12 protein-coding genes are annotated in these 14,292 nt (G+C 61.2%); 3 read left to right on the top strand and 9 right to left on the bottom strand.

The window, feature by feature from the left end; all coding sequences use genetic code 11:
• Positions 1–20: 20 nt before the first annotated feature.
• The gene (locus D8U73_RS12855) at positions 21–962 is read right to left on the bottom strand and encodes a LysR family transcriptional regulator (RefSeq protein WP_130904672.1); all 942 of its coding nucleotides are present in this window, start codon (positions 960–962) and stop codon (positions 21–23) included.
• Between the two features lie 121 nt (positions 963–1,083).
• Between D8U73_RS12855 and D8U73_RS12850 the strand changes: the two genes are divergently transcribed.
• A complete protein-coding gene (locus D8U73_RS12850; RefSeq protein ID WP_130904671.1) occupies positions 1,084–1,500 on the top strand; it encodes a RidA family protein in 417 nt (138 codons plus the stop codon).
• A gap of 19 nt (positions 1,501–1,519) precedes the next feature.
• On the opposite strand, the gene D8U73_RS12845 is transcribed toward D8U73_RS12850, so the two are convergent.
• From D8U73_RS12845 to D8U73_RS12805, 8 genes are all read right to left on the bottom strand, one after another.
• Positions 1,520–2,392 carry a mechanosensitive ion channel family protein gene (locus D8U73_RS12845; RefSeq protein WP_130904670.1) on the bottom strand — a complete coding sequence of 291 codons (873 nt, stop codon included), beginning with the start codon at positions 2,390–2,392 and terminating at the stop codon, positions 1,520–1,522.
• A gap of 172 nt (positions 2,393–2,564) precedes the next feature.
• Positions 2,565–4,562 carry a U32 family peptidase gene (locus tag D8U73_RS12840; RefSeq protein ID WP_056853352.1) on the bottom strand — a complete coding sequence of 666 codons (1,998 nt, stop codon included), beginning with the start codon at positions 4,560–4,562 and terminating at the stop codon, positions 2,565–2,567.
• Between the two features lie 271 nt (positions 4,563–4,833).
• Positions 4,834–5,214, bottom strand: a complete 381-nt coding sequence (locus tag D8U73_RS12830) for a RidA family protein (protein ID WP_130904668.1) — start codon at positions 5,212–5,214, stop codon at positions 4,834–4,836.
• A gap of 152 nt (positions 5,215–5,366) precedes the next feature.
• Positions 5,367–6,215, bottom strand: a complete 849-nt coding sequence (locus tag D8U73_RS12825; protein WP_130904667.1) for an ureidoglycolate lyase — start codon at positions 6,213–6,215, stop codon at positions 5,367–5,369.
• Between the two features lie 38 nt (positions 6,216–6,253).
• Entirely contained in the window at positions 6,254–6,994 is a 741-nt protein-coding gene (locus D8U73_RS12820; protein ID WP_130904666.1) for an SDR family oxidoreductase, read from the bottom strand.
• A complete protein-coding gene (locus D8U73_RS12815; protein WP_130904665.1) occupies positions 6,991–8,373 on the bottom strand; it encodes an MFS transporter in 1,383 nt (460 codons plus the stop codon). The genes D8U73_RS12820 and D8U73_RS12815 overlap by 4 nt, the downstream gene beginning before the upstream one ends.
• A 90-nt stretch (positions 8,374–8,463) precedes the next feature.
• Complete coding sequence (locus D8U73_RS12810) at positions 8,464–10,044, bottom strand: aldehyde dehydrogenase (NADP(+)) (RefSeq protein WP_130904664.1); 1,581 nt, start codon at positions 10,042–10,044, stop codon at positions 8,464–8,466.
• A 128-nt stretch (positions 10,045–10,172) separates the two neighbouring features.
• Positions 10,173–11,123, bottom strand: a complete 951-nt coding sequence (locus tag D8U73_RS12805; protein ID WP_130904663.1) for a LysR family transcriptional regulator — start codon at positions 11,121–11,123, stop codon at positions 10,173–10,175.
• Between the two features lie 114 nt (positions 11,124–11,237).
• Here D8U73_RS12805 and D8U73_RS12800 point away from each other — a divergent pair, with 114 nt between their 5' ends.
• Together D8U73_RS12800 and D8U73_RS12795 are read left to right on the top strand one after the other, a co-directional pair.
• Positions 11,238–12,419, top strand: coding sequence for a fumarylacetoacetate hydrolase family protein (locus tag D8U73_RS12800; RefSeq protein WP_130904662.1), 1,182 nt, complete (start codon positions 11,238–11,240; stop codon positions 12,417–12,419).
• A 48-nt stretch (positions 12,420–12,467) separates the two neighbouring features.
• A complete protein-coding gene (locus D8U73_RS12795) occupies positions 12,468–14,255 on the top strand; it encodes an IlvD/Edd family dehydratase (RefSeq protein ID WP_130904661.1) in 1,788 nt (595 codons plus the stop codon).
• Positions 14,256–14,292 lie beyond the last annotated feature (37 nt).

Here is a 14,292-nt window from a genome sequence, read left to right as displayed (position 1 = left end):
TGGTGCGGATCTTTTTCCGTTCAGGTCACGGATTGCGCCGCAGAACGTCGGTCCGCAATCGGCGCGTGCTGCGCCATCAGCTCAGCGACCCAATCGATGAATACGCGTACCTTGCGGCTGATATGCCGGTTCGGGGGGAACGCCACGTAGAGCGGCATCGGATCGAGCTGCCAATCCTCGAACAGCGCAACCAATTGGCCACTCGCCAGCCAGGGCCTGGACATGTAATCGGGCAACCAGAGGATGCCCATGCCGGCCAGGCCCGCTGCCATGTAAGCGTTGCCATCGTCGACCGCCAACACGTAGCGCCCCTTGATCTCCAGGCTTTCACTTTGATTGCGCATGGCATAGGGCAAAGCCTTGCCGGTTCGCGCCCACAGGAAACCGACGATGCGATGCTCGGAATCTTCCAGATCCTTTGGATGCGATGGCCTGCCGACACGCGCCAGATATCCCGGCGAAGCGAACACCCCCAATTGCAGGTCTCCCACCCTTCGGGCCATCAGCGATTGATCGGTCAACTCGCCTCCGCGCACAACGCAATCGACGTTCTCATCAATCAGATCGACGATGCGATCACTGACGCCCATGTCGACCTGGATATCCGGATAACGGGCATGAAATTCCGGCAATGCCGGGACCAGGATCAGACTGGCCAATGGGCTGGGCACATCCACCCGAAGCCTGCCCCTGGGCACCGTCGAGGCACTCGACAGGCTGGTTTCGGCATCGTCCAGATCGGCCAGCAGTCGCACTACGCGCTCGTAATAGACGGCACCATCGGCGGTGACGTTGACCTTGCGTGTCGTACGGTTGAGCAATTTGACCCGCAAGCGCGCCTCCAACTGTTGCACCAGTTGCGTGACGCTGGTCTTGCTCAAGTGCAGCGTCTCGGCGGCTTTGGTGAAGCTGCCCGATTCCACTACCCGGGCGAACGCCTGCATTGCATCGAAACGGTCCATACCTGCCCCGAATTGCTATTCGATTGTTTGGGATTCGCAAACAGTGATAGTTGCAGTTGCGCGTTTATCGGGCAAGTGCCTGGCCTTAGAGTCTCCCCATCGTTAATCGAAGGAGGTTGTCATGACCCAACGTGATGTCGTTTTCCCACCCGCACGCCAGGCACTTTACGAGCGCAATCGCTACTCGCCGGCGATCCGTTCCAACGGTTTTTTGTTTGTGTCAGGGCAAGTGGGCAGTAACGAGGATGGCTCGCCCAAGGCAGACCTGGAGGAGCAAGTGCGGCAAGCGTTCAACAACCTGAACGGGATTTTGAATGCGGCCGGTTGCACCTTCGACGATGTAGTGGACGTCACCGTCTTCATGGTCGATCCCCAATCGACATTCGAGAGGATCTGGAAGGTAGTGCCAGAGTTCTGGGGCCAGGCACCGCATCCGACGTTGACCGCCGTCGGCGTCACCTGGCTCTATGGATTCGCGTTCGAAATCAAGGTTATCGCCAGGCTTGCAGAAACCGCTGCAAGCCAAGCGGCTCAATGATCACCGGCGCTTGCTGCGATCACTCCTTCGCCGGTGCGCCAGGCAGTGCGGCGCCTTGCTGGAAGATCACGGTTTGCGCCGGCATCGGCGCCGGGAAACCGGCTTCGCCGAGGGCATCCTTGATCACGCGATTGGTGTCGAAATAGACCTGCCAGTAGTGTTCGTTATGGCAGTAAGGACGCACCGCCAACACCGGCCCTACCAGATTGAACTCGATGATTTCCACATCGACCGCAGGGGTCGCGAGCACATTGGGAATCGCCGCGATTTTTTCCTTGAGCAAAGCCGCCGCCGCTTTCCAGTCGCTCGCGCCCGACAGCTGCGCCTGGAGATCGACGCGGCGGAACGGGTTGTGGGTGAAGTTCTGGATGTTGTCGCTGAAGATTTTGTTGTTGCCCACCAGGGTCAGCACGTTGTCCGGGGTGTTGATTGCAGTGGCGAACAGACCGATCTCGGTGACCGTACCGGTGACCCCGCCAGCGCAAATGAAATCGCCGACCTTGAACGGCCGCAAGACAATAATGAATGCACCCGCCGCCAGATTGGCCAGCAACCCCGACCAGGCCATGCCGATGGCCAGGCCGACCGCAGCGAGCAGCGCGGCGAACGTGGTGGTCTGCATGCCGAGGTAACCGAGGATGGCAATCACCAGGATGATGTTCAGCGTCACGGTGATGGCCGACCCGACATATCGCAGCACGGTGGGGTCGACCTTCTGCTTGCCGAGGGCCTTCTGCACCATGCCGACCGCAAAACCGATCAGCCAGCGCCCGACGATCCAGAAGGCGATGGCGGTCAGCATCTTGACCGCAAAGGCGACGCCGTACGCCTGCACCACGGCGATCAGTGCGTTGAACTTCTCGGTGGTTACATTAACGATGGTCTCGTCCATGGCAGAGGCTCGCAAATGAGGGTTGACCTCAAGACGCTAGCACAGCTCGCGAAGCCCGCCAGTCGAGAACAAGCAAAGCGCGACGACCCGATCAACAGATTGCAACCTGCGGCAGTTCCTACAGTGGATTCCTGTAGGCGCTGCCGCAGGCTGCGATCTTTTCAGCTGCTACTCAGTGCGGAGCGCGGGGAATGGTCTTGAGCAGGTCTTCGGGGCTGATGTGGCCGACAACCGGTTGAACGCTGCCCGGCTGTGGCAAGCCAAGGATGTGGCCTTTCATCTTGCCGATGATGTGCATTTCACACGGCTTGCAGTCGAACTTCAGGGTCAGCACTTCATCGCCGTGGATCAGTTGCATCGGCGCGACCTTGGTGCGCACACCAGTCACGCCCTTCGCCTGCTTGGGGCACAGGTTGAAGGAGAACCGCAGGCAGTGCTTGGTGATCATCACCGGCACCTCGCCGGTTTCCTCATGCGCCTCGTACGCCGCGTCGATCAGCTTGACCCCATGGCGGTGATAAAAATCGCGGGCCTTCTGGTTGTAGACGTTGGCCAGGAACGACAGGTGCGACTCCGGGTACACCGGTGGCGGTGTGGTTTCGGCTTTACGGCTGCCACGCGGGTGGGCGGCGATCCGTGCATCGGTCAAGGCTTCAATCACCTCGCGGCGCAAGGCCTTGAGCTGCGAATTCGGGACGAAGTATGCCTGTGGGGCGTCGAGCTTGATGTCGATGGCGTGATACTGAGTGGTCCCCAGCTGGCCGAGCAGATCCTGCAATTGCTCCAGCGCCTGTTCCGGCTTGTTGGCGGCACCGAACGGGCCATTCAAGGTGACGCTGGCGCTGACGCCCTCTTCACTGGTGGCCGTCAATTCAAGCTGTTCTTCACGCAGACGAGCGACCCAGCGCAAGGCCACACGACGCTCGGCAGAGGTCTTTTGCAGCGCCTGTTGCCAGTTGTGATCGAGGTTGCGATTGAGCGGGTGGTTGGGACGCAGCTTGTACATGCCCTCCGGCATCTCGTTGGGCTCGACGCGATAGCGATAGCGCTTCTCGCCGTCCTCTTCGAACTCGCCTTTGGGCTCGGCGATGTTCGCGCGAAAACCCACCACTTCACGCTTGACCAGCACATTGAGGCCATCGCCGTTGGACAGTGGCTCGTGCGTCACGACCAGCATGTCGCGCTTGGCAACTTTCTCGACAACGCCGACTGGCAAACCGGTGAACGTCGGCGAGTCAAAGGCACCGATGTCGATCTTGCGGTCAGTGACGAAGTAATCAGTGCTGCCACGGTGGAAGGTTTTTTCCGGGTCGGGCAGGAAGAAGTGCGCGGTGCGGCCGCTGGAGGCGCGGGCCAGGTCCGGACGCTCTTCGAGCACGGCGTCGAGGCGCTGGCGGTAATAGGCGGTGATGTTCTTCACATAACCCATGTCCTTGTAGCGGCCTTCGATCTTGAACGATCGCACGCCTGCCTCGACCAGGGCGCGGATGTTGGCGCTCTGGTTGTTGTCCTTCATCGACAACAAGTGTTTTTCGTAAGCGATCACGCCACCCTTCTCATCCTTGAGGGTGTACGGCAAACGGCAGGCCTGGGAACAGTCGCCACGGTTGGCACTGCGGCCAGTCTGCGCGTGGGAAATGTTGCACTGCCCGGAGAACGCGACGCACAAAGCGCCGTGGATGAAAAACTCGATCGCCGCTTCAGTCTCGTCGGCGATGGCGCGGATTTCCTGCAGGTTCAACTCACGGGCCAACACCAGTTGCGAGAAGCCAGCCTGGTCAAGGAACTTCGCCCGTGCCAGCGTGCGGATGTCGGTCTGGGTACTGGCGTGCAGCTCGATCGGCGGGATGTCCAGTTCCATCACGCCCAGGTCCTGGACAATCAGCGCGTCGACACCGGCATCGTATAACTGGTGGATCAGCTTGCGGGCCGGCTCCAGTTCGTTGTCGTGCAGGATGGTGTTGATGGTGGTGAACACCCGGGCGTGATAACGACGGGCGAATTCCACCAGTTCGGCGATCTCGCTCACTTCATTGCAGGCATTGTGGCGGGCGCCGAAGCTCGGGCCACCGATGTAGATCGCATCGGCGCCATGCAAAATTGCCTCGCGGGCGATGGCTACGTCGCGGGCGGGGCTGAGCAATTCCAGGTGATGTTTGGGCAGGGACATAATATTTTTTTTTAGTCAGGCTGTCACGGTCGAGGCGCGCATTGTACCGGTGAAACGCCTGACCGGCACCCGTAGGCTGCCCGGTGGCTGCCTCGGGCAGGCCTGGAATGCCTCAAACCCTGTGGAAGCGCTGTAGCTGTGGCGAGGGAGCTTGCTCCCGCTGGGGCGTAAAGCGCCTCTGAAACAAGGACTGCTGCGCAGTCCAGCGGGAGCAAGCTCCCTCGCCACAGGATGCAAATGTTCGATCAGGTTTGTGTGTGTCCTGCCGGGATCAGGTCTTGGCCGCCATTGCCGTGACTTCCACACGCATGCCTTCGACTGCCAGTGAAGCAACGCCTACGGCGGCGCGAACCGGCCATGGCTTGGCGAAGAAGCGCTTGTACACCTCGTTGAACGCGGCGCGGTCGGCCATGTCGGTGAGGTAAATGGTCAGGTGCAACACGCGGTCCATGGAACTGCCGGCACGCTCCAGCGCAACCTTGAGCGCTTGCAGGGTGCATTCGCTTTGCAGGGTAATGTCACCCAGCTCCAGGCTCCCGTCGGCGCGGGTGGGAATCTGCGTGGAGACCAGCATGCCGCCGAAACCGGCAACGTCGGAGGAAATGGAGTCTGCGTCGGGATCGGGGGTGAAAGTGATGTCTTGGTTGGCCATGGGGCTCTCTTGCTTGCGAGGTAAAGGGGCACCGCCGCGATTCAACGCAGCGGCGCCTTTTGCGCAGGCAGTTTAACCCAAGTTTTTCTTTATCCCATCCGCCATGTCGGTGAGCCATTGCCCCGGATATTGCCGGGGCAAAGGTGGCGTCATCAATCCGCTTGCACTGTCGTTTGATGCTGCTCGCCCAATCCGGTGATCCCCAAACGAATGGTTTGCCCCGGGCGCAGGAACACCGGATCGGGTTTGATACCGAGCCCGACACCAGGCGGTGTGCCGGTGGAAATCACATCGCCCGGTTGCAGGCTCATGCAACGGCTGAGGTAGGCGATCAGCTGCGGCACATTGAAGATCAGCGTGCGCGTGTTGCCCTGCTGGTAGCGGTGCCCGTCGACATCCAGCCACAGGTCCAGCGCATGCGGGTCGGGCACTTCATCACGGGTCACCAGCCATGGGCCGAGGGGGCCGAAGGTGTCAAAGCCCTTGCCCTTGTCCCAGGTGCCACCGCGTTCGAGTTGCCACTCGCGCTCTGACACATCATTGATAACGCAATAGCCGGCGACGTGGTCCATGGCATTGGCTTCATCGATGTTGCGCCCGCCTTTGCCGATGACCACCCCGAGTTCTACTTCCCAATCCGTCTTGCGCGACCCGCGCGGGATTTCGATGTTGTCGTTCGGGCCGCAAATGGCGCTGGTCCATTTACTGAAGATGATCGGCTCCTTCGGCACTTCCATTCCTGACTCGGCGGCATGGTCGGCGTAGTTCAAACCGATACAGATGAACTTGCCGACCTGTCCGACGCAGGGACCGATGCGAGGATGGCCCGCTACGATCGGCAAACGGGTGGGATCAATCGCCGCCAGTGCCGCCAGACCGGCCGGGCTCAAGACCTGCCCGGCGATATCGGTGACGTGGCCCGAAAGATCTCGGATTTGCTCGTCGGCATCCAGCAGGCCAGGTTTCTCCGAGCCTTTTTCGCCATAACGCAACAGTTTCATGGGGTTCTCCTGCTCAAATCAAAAATGCAAACGCGGATTCAAATGCTCATGCCGCCGTCGATGATGTGCACACCGCCAGTGGTATAGGCCGATGCATCGCTGCCCAAGTAGACGGCCAAACGGGCGATTTCCTGTGCGGTACCGATTCGGCCCATGGGCTGGCGGTCGAGGAATTGCTGGTAGACCTGCGCCTCGTCAACCCCCTGTTGTGCGGCTTGCGCTGCAATGCGTTGGCGCAGGGACGGCGATTCCACGGTACCGGGGCAAATTGCGTTGCAGCGGATGCCCTGGCCGATGAAGTCGGCCGCAACCGCCTTGGTCAGGCCGACCACCGCCGCCTTGCTGGCAGCATAGGCGAACCGGTTGGGCACGCCTTTGACGCTGGAAACCACCGACGACATGTTGACGATCGAACCACCGCCCCGCTCCAGCATGCCCGGCAGAAACGCGCGGATCATGCGGTACATGGCACTGACATTGATGTCCATCGAACGCGCCCAGGCCGCTTCGTCACATTCCAGAATAGTGCCGCTGTGCACGTAGCCGGCGCAGTTGAACAACACGTCCAGCCCACCGATGCGCTCACACGCGTCGCTGATCGCGCTGGTCGACGTCACGTCGAGGCTCAGCGGATGGATGCCATCAATGCCCGCCAGTGCTTGAGTGTCGATATCACTGGCAAACACTTCGGCACCCGCCTCGGCAAAGGCCAGGGCGCTGGCCAGGCCTATACCCTGGCCGGCCGCCGTGATCAGTACCCGTTTGTTTTGCAGGTTCATGCGGTCTCCAGCTTAGCGGTGGTAGCTGCGGTTTTCGGGGTCTTGCCAAGCATCGCCGCCGGGATCATCAGGATCAGTCCGCCGCTGATGAACAGGCATGCCGCCAGCACGTAGGTGCCGTTATTGATATTGCCGGTGAGGTTTTCCGCCACGGCGGTGATCATCGAACCGGTGAAGCCGGACAGGTTGCCGAAAGCGTTGATCATGCCGATCCCGGCAGCCGCCGCGACACCCGACAGTACGGTCCCTGGCAAGGTCCAGAAAATTGGCATCAGGCTGAGAATCCCCGAGGCGGAAACGCTGAGAAACAGCACCGAGAGCACCAGGTTGTCAGCGAAGAATGCACTGAGGATCAGCCCCACCCCGCCGATGAAGGCCGGAATCGCCGCGTGCATGCGGCGCTCGCCGGTGCGGTTGGAGTGCCGGGCATTGAGCAGCATCGCCACCACGGCCACCGCGTAGGGAATCGCCGTGAGGAAGCCGATGTGCAGGCTGTTGGTGATGCCGGTGCTTTTGATGATTGAAGGCATCCAGAACGCCAGACCGTAAAAACCGGTGTTGAAGGTCAGCAGGATCAGCACCAGCAGCCATACACGAGGATTGAAAAATACTTCGCTCAGGCGGGAAGCCTTGCCTTGGTTGTCGGTTTGCAGGTTGGCCTTGAGCATGGTTTTTTCCGCTGCCGACAGCCACTTCGCCTTGTCGATGTTATCGGCCAGGCAGACGATTACCACAAAGGCCATGATGATCGAAGGGATGCCTTCGATGATCAGCATCCACTGCCAGCCGGACATGCCGTGCACGCCCTGCATGCTGTTCATCAGCCAACCGGACAAGATGCCGCCCAGGGTCAGGCTGATCGGCATGGCCATCAGAAACCCGGACATCACCCGGCTTTGACGGTGGGTCGGAAACCAGTAGTTGAGGTAAAGGATCACGCCCGGGAAGAAGCCGGCTTCACAGATACCCAGCAAGAAACGCAACACGTAGAACATCGTGCTCGATTCAATGTGGAAGAAGCCCGCCAGCGGCACAGTGTAGGCCACGGCCATGGAAATCACCGCCCAGCTCAGCATGATCCGGGCGATCCAGAACCGCGCACCGAAGCGATGCAGCAACAGGTTGCTCGGGACTTCGAACAGGAAATACCCCCAGAAAAACATGCTGGCGCCCAAGGCATAGATGGTGTTGCTGAACTGCAGCTCGTTGAGCATGTCGAGCTTGGCAAAGCCGATGTTGACGCGGTCCAGATACGCCGCCATGTAGCACAGCAGCAAAACGGGGAGGATGCGCCAGATGACCTTGCGGTAGGTGCGGTCTTCAAAGTCGAGTTCGCTGGCTTGTGCCTGCGCGGGCAAATGCTCGGATATCGTTTGCATGAGGTAACCCCTGGGCATGTGGACATGCCTGATTGTTTTTATCGAATGGGTCACGCCGGGCGAGCAATTCACCCGGCGGTAAAGCGATGGCTAGAGTGCCTGGGCGGTTTCTTCTCCGTTGACCAGGCGCGTCAGCCTCAATGGATTGCTGTTCTTCAATGCCTCGGGGAGCAAGGCATCAGGAAAATTCTGGTAGCACACCGGACGCAGGAAGCGCTCGATGGCCAAGGTGCCCACCGAGGTGCCACGGGCATCGGACGTTGCCGGCCAGGGACCGCCGTGGACCATCGCATCGCAGACTTCCACACCGGTGGGGTAGCCGTTGACCAGCACACGACCCACCTTCTGTTCCAGCACCGCCACCAGATCCGTGGCCTGTTCCAGCTCGGCCGCTTCCCCCAACAGCGTGGCGGTCAGTTGCCCACGCAAACCCTGCAGCGCCGCCAGCAACTCGGCTCGGTCAGCGACCTCGACCACCACCGTGGCCGGGCCGAAGATCTCTTCCTGCAACAGCTCATTACCGGTCAACAACAGGCTGACATCAGCCTGGAACAGTTGCGCCCGCGCCTGATTGCCCTGCTGCGCCTGCCCGGCCAGATGGGTGATTTGCGGGTGCGCCAGCAAGGTTTCACAACCCTGCACATAACTGCGCAGGCCGCCGGCATTGAGCATGGTTTGAGCGGGTTGATCGGCCATCAAGGCACCGAGTGCCTGCACAAATTCGGTGAACGCCGATGAGCGGATGCCAATGACCAGACCGGGGTTGGTGCAGAATTGTCCTGCGCCCATGACCACCGAGGCGGCCAGTTCCTCGGCAATACGTGGGCCACGAACCTGCAAGGCCTGGGGCAAAACCAGGACTGGATTGATGCTGCTCATTTCGGCGAACACCGGGATCGGTTGTGGCCGGGCGGCAGCCATGTCGCACAGCGCCCTGCCCCCTTTGAGCGAACCGGTGAAGCCGACCGCCTGAATCAACGGGTGCTTGACCAGTGCTTCACCGACGCCGGCACCGAAGATCATGTTGAACACACCCGCGGGCATGGCGGTTGTTTCAGCGGCACGGATAATCGCTTCAGCCACCCGTTCCGCCGTCGCCATGTGGCCGCTGTGTGCCTTGAACACCACCGGGCAACCGGCCGCCAGCGCAGCAGCGGTGTCACCGCCGGCGGTGGAGAATGCCAGCGGAAAGTTGCTGGCACCGAATACCGCCACAGGCCCGACACCCAGTTGACACTGGCGCAGATCACCACGGGGCAACGGTTTGCGCTCAGGCATGGGCAAATCGATACGTGCGCCGTGGAAATCACCGCGACGCAGGGCCTGGGCAAACAGGCGCATCTGGCCGCTGGTGCGGGCTCTCTCACCCTGAATGCGCGCTGCAGGCAGAGCGGTTTCCTGGCAGACCAGGTTGATGAAGTCTTCACCCAGTGCATCCAGTTCGGCAGCGATGGCCTCGAGAAATTGCGCACGACGCTCGGACGGCACATGGCGGTAGATCGGGTAGGCCTGGTGGGCCGCCATGGCGGCAGCTCCGACTTCTTCGAGGGTGGCTTGTTTGAACGCGGTGGGCAGTGCTTGACGGGTAGTCGCATCAACGCTGTGCAGCATCACTGACCCGGCGGCACTGCGGCCGCCGGCGATGAAATTGTGTCCGGACAGTTCGGGCATGACAGTCTCCTGACCCTGATTGGAAGCTGGTCGATACTCTACTGTCGCAAACCGATTCTTTCCCAATGGCATTTTTGGATTAACCGATAACGGATCGTTATCGAATTCAGGCAAAGGTTTTGCCCCATTCAACTGACCAAATCCCTGGTCAACCGCGCGTTCTCCTTGAGGATTTCCGCAAATTCCAGGGCCGCTCCCACCAGTTGCTCGCCCTTGCGCGTGAGGATGCCGTAATCCTGCGGGACCAGGTGCAAAGGCGTGTCGAGGGTCTTCAGCTGACCGCTGTCGAGCAACGGATTGACCATCGCATTGGGCAACATGCCGATCATGGGCCCGCGCTGCAAAACCTGGAGGAAGGTCTGCATTGAAATGGTGTCGACCGTGTTGCGCGGCATTCCCACCCCGGCCTCGGCGAAGGCCAGTTCCATGCGAGCGCGAATCGGCGTGCCCACCGGGTAGAGAATCCACGGCAAGTCCACCAGTTGCTGCAATGACGTCGGACCGGCATCGGCCAATGGATGGCGGTTGTTGACGACGATGCAGAACGGTTCGGGCGCCAGCGGCTGGAAGTCATAACGCTGCTGTTGGCTTTGGTCGGTGAAACGGGCAACGGCCAGGTCGAGCTTCTTCTCTTCAAGCATTTCCATCAGGTGATTACTGGTTTGCTCGACCACTTCGATGGACAGCAACGGCGAGCGCTGCTTGATCTGCAAAATGGCTTCGGGCAAAGCGACCGCCGTCGCCGCGAAAATCCCGCCGACCTTGAGGTGGCCGTGTCCGCCTTCGCGCAGGCTGCTGATTTGCTGGACGAACGAACGCGCATCGTTCAAGGCGATCTGCGCATAACGCAGCACATGTTCGCCCAGCGCCGTGGGCGGCATGCTCCGCGGCTGGCGCTCGAACAAGGCAAAACCCAGCAAGCTTTCGATTTCCTTGAGCATCTTGCTGATCGCCGGTTGGCTCAGGTTCATTTGCTGGGCCGCCAGGTGCATATTGCGCGTGCGCCCCAGGGTGTCGATCAGCAGCAAATGCCTGAATTTGAGCCAGCCGCAGACGCTGGAGAAGGACAGTTCTGACATGGGCGATCCTCGGCGAAGTAATAACCGGACGTTATCGAATACTGAATATATCTCATTGGAGTTTATCGACTGCCCACCCTAGCGTGAAGGCTTTACGAACCAGGAAGTTTCGCCATGTCGCTAATGCTTACCCCCGAAAACACCCTGCCGGCCGATGGTGTGTCCGGCACACTGATCGGTCGCGCCTGGGTTCCGGGCAAGATCGCCGGGCCTTCGCCGATCGTCCTGCGCGCCGATGGCGTGTTTGACCTGTCAGAACGTTTCGCGACACTCAGTGACTTGCTGGAATCGGACTCTGCGCTGTCGGCCGTGCGGCAAACGCCAGGCGCTTTTATCTGCAGCATTGAAGCGCTGCTGGCCAACACCGGGCCAGACGCCGATCCGGCACAACCGCACCTGTTGCCACCGCTGGATTTACAGGTGATCAAGGCCGCCGGGGTGACCTTCGCCGCCAGCATGATCGAACGCGTGATCGAAGAGCAGGCCGGCGGTGACGCGGCGAAAGCCGAAGCCGTGCGAGCCACCGTGCATGCAGTGATCGGCGACAACCTGCGCTCGATCGTGCCGGGTTCCGAGCAAGCGATGCGTTTGAAAGCCCTGCTGATCGAACAAGGCATGTGGTCGCAATACCTGGAGGTCGGCATTGGGCCGGACGCAGAAATTTTCACCAAGGCTCCGGTGCTGGCCGCCGTCGGCAGCGGCAACCGGATCGGCATTCACCCCGGCTCGCAATGGAACAATCCGGAACCGGAAGTGGTGCTGGCGGTGAACAGCCGTGGACAGATCCATGGCGCGACCCTGGGCAACGACGTCAATCTGCGGGACTTCGAAGGCCGCAGTGCCCTGCTGCTGAGCAAGGCCAAGGACAACAACGCATCCTGCTCCATCGGGCCATTCATTCGCCTGTTCGACGAGCACTTCAGCCTCGATGATGTGCGTGCCTGCGTGGTCGACCTTCAGGTGCAGGGCGAGGACGGTTACCGCATGCAGGGATCCAGCTCCATGAGCCAGATCAGCCGTGACCCGCAGGACCTGGCCGGCCAGACGTTGAATGCCAATCATCAATACCCCGATGGTTTTCTACTGTTTCTCGGTACCCTGTTCGCCCCCACTGAAGATCGCGATCATGTCGGCAGCGGATTCACCCACAAACTGGGCGACCGGGTCAGCATCAGCAGCCCGTTGCTCGGCAGCCTGCACAACCTGGTAACCCACAGTAGCGAGGCCGCGCCGTGGACCTTTGGCGTCAGCGCCCTGCTGCGCAACCTCGCGTCCCGGGGTCTGCTCGCACGCTGAAACCGCAACAGATTGTCGATTCATCCAATTACAAGAGAGACATGAATCATGAGTGACACCCCGAAACGTCGCCTGCGCAGCGAGCAATGGTTCAACGACCCTGCCCACGCGGACATGACTGCCCTGTACGTCGAACGCTACATGAACTACGGGATGACCCGCGAGGAATTGCAATCGGGCCGTCCGATCATCGGCATTGCCCAGACCGGCAGCGATCTGACCCCGTGCAACCGTCATCACCTGGAACTGGCGCAACGGGTCAAGGCAGGCATCCGCGATGCCGGTGGCATTCCCATGGAATTCCCGGTGCATCCCATTGCCGAACAGTCGCGCCGTCCGACCGCGGCGCTCGACCGCAATCTGGCGTATCTGGGGCTGGTCGAGATTCTGCACGGCTACCCGCTGGACGGCGTGGTGCTGACGACCGGTTGTGACAAAACCACTCCAGCTTGCCTGATGGCCGCCGCGACGACCGACTTGCCCGCCATCGTTCTGTCCGGCGGCCCGATGCTCGACGGTCACCACAAGGGTGAACTGATCGGCTCTGGCACCGTGCTGTGGCACGCGCGCAATCTGATGGCTGCCGGGGAGATCGACTACGAAGGCTTCATGGAAATGACCACTGCGGCGTCGCCGTCGGTCGGCCACTGCAACACCATGGGCACGGCCTTGTCGATGAACGCCCTGGCCGAAGCCCTGGGCATGTCGTTGCCCGGTTGCGCGAGCATTCCGGCACCGTACCGCGAACGCGGACAAATGGCCTACGCCACCGGCAAGCGCATCTGTGAACTGGTGCTGCAGGACGTGCGTCCGTCGCAGATCATGACCCGCAAAGCCTTCGAGAACGCGATTGCCGTGGCTTCGGCGCTGGGCGCCTCGAGCAACTGCCCGCCGCACCTGATCGCCATCGCCCGGCACATGGGCGTCGAGTTGAGTCTCGACGACTGGCAACGCATCGGCGAAGACGTGCCGCTGCTGGTCAACTGCATGCCGGCAGGCAAGTACCTGGGCGAAGGCTTCCACCGCGCAGGCGGCGTGCCATCGGTGATGCATGAACTGCAAAAAGCCGGGCGCCTGCATGAAGACTGCGCCACCGTCAGCGGCAAGACCATCGGCGAGATCGTCAGCAGCAGCCTGACCAGCAACGCCGATGTGATCTATCCGTTCGAAACCCCACTCAAGCACCGCGCCGGTTTCATCGTACTCAGCGGTAATTTCTTCGATAGCGCGATCATGAAGATGTCGGTGGTGGGCGAAGCGTTTCGCAAGACTTACCTGTCCGAACCCGGCGCAGAAAACAGCTTCGAAGCGCGAGCCATCGTGTTCGAAGGCCCGGAGGACTATCACGCACGGATCGACGACCCGGCGCTGGACATCGACGAGCGCTGCATCCTGGTGATTCGTGGGGCCGGCACCGTGGGCTATCCCGGCAGTGCCGAGGTGGTGAACATGGCCCCGCCAGCGGCGCTGATCAAGCAAGGCATCGACTCCCTGCCCTGCCTGGGCGACGGTCGCCAGAGCGGCACTTCGGCCAGCCCGTCGATTCTCAACATGTCCCCGGAAGCCGCGGTGGGCGGTGGCCTGGCGTTGCTCAAAACCAACGACCGCCTGCGGGTGGACCTCAATGCCCGCTCGGTCAACCTGTTGGTCGATGAAGCCGAAATGGCCCGCCGCCGCGCCGAATGGACACCGAACATCCCGGCCTCGCAAACCCCGTGGCAGGAGCTCTACAGGCAATTGGTCGGGCAACTGTCCACCGGCGGCTGCCTGGAACCGGCCACCCTGCACATGCGGGTGATCGCCCGCAGCGGTGGCGAGCCCCGGCATTCACACTGACCGGCCGACGCGTGACCGGCTAACCTCGCCAACAGCG

Source organism: Pseudomonas sp. Sample_22 (genome assembly GCF_004307635.1).
Taxonomy (GTDB): Bacteria; Pseudomonadota; Gammaproteobacteria; order Pseudomonadales; family Pseudomonadaceae; genus Aquipseudomonas.
The sequence above is the reverse complement of the archived record's forward strand: the minus strand, read 5'-3'. Positions and strand labels throughout refer to the sequence as shown.

Coding starts and splice junctions, on each gene's coding strand:
- D8U73_RS12855 (WP_130904672.1), bottom strand. CDS start 962: ATGGACCGTTTCGATGCAATGCAGGCGTTCGCCCGGGTAGTGGAATCG.
- D8U73_RS12850 (WP_130904671.1), top strand. CDS start 1,084: ATGACCCAACGTGATGTCGTTTTCCCACCCGCACGCCAGGCACTTTAC.
- D8U73_RS12845 (WP_130904670.1), bottom strand. CDS start 2,392: ATGGACGAGACCATCGTTAATGTAACCACCGAGAAGTTCAACGCACTG.
- D8U73_RS12840 (WP_056853352.1), bottom strand. CDS start 4,562: ATGTCCCTGCCCAAACATCACCTGGAATTGCTCAGCCCCGCCCGCGAC.
- D8U73_RS12830 (WP_130904668.1), bottom strand. CDS start 5,214: ATGGCCAACCAAGACATCACTTTCACCCCCGATCCCGACGCAGACTCC.
- D8U73_RS12825 (WP_130904667.1), bottom strand. CDS start 6,215: ATGAAACTGTTGCGTTATGGCGAAAAAGGCTCGGAGAAACCTGGCCTG.
- D8U73_RS12820 (WP_130904666.1), bottom strand. CDS start 6,994: ATGAACCTGCAAAACAAACGGGTACTGATCACGGCGGCCGGCCAGGGT.
- D8U73_RS12815 (WP_130904665.1), bottom strand. CDS start 8,373: ATGCAAACGATATCCGAGCATTTGCCCGCGCAGGCACAAGCCAGCGAA.
- D8U73_RS12810 (WP_130904664.1), bottom strand. CDS start 10,044: ATGCCCGAACTGTCCGGACACAATTTCATCGCCGGCGGCCGCAGTGCC.
- D8U73_RS12805 (WP_130904663.1), bottom strand. CDS start 11,123: ATGTCAGAACTGTCCTTCTCCAGCGTCTGCGGCTGGCTCAAATTCAGG.
- D8U73_RS12800 (WP_130904662.1), top strand. CDS start 11,238: ATGTCGCTAATGCTTACCCCCGAAAACACCCTGCCGGCCGATGGTGTG.
- D8U73_RS12795 (WP_130904661.1), top strand. CDS start 12,468: ATGAGTGACACCCCGAAACGTCGCCTGCGCAGCGAGCAATGGTTCAAC.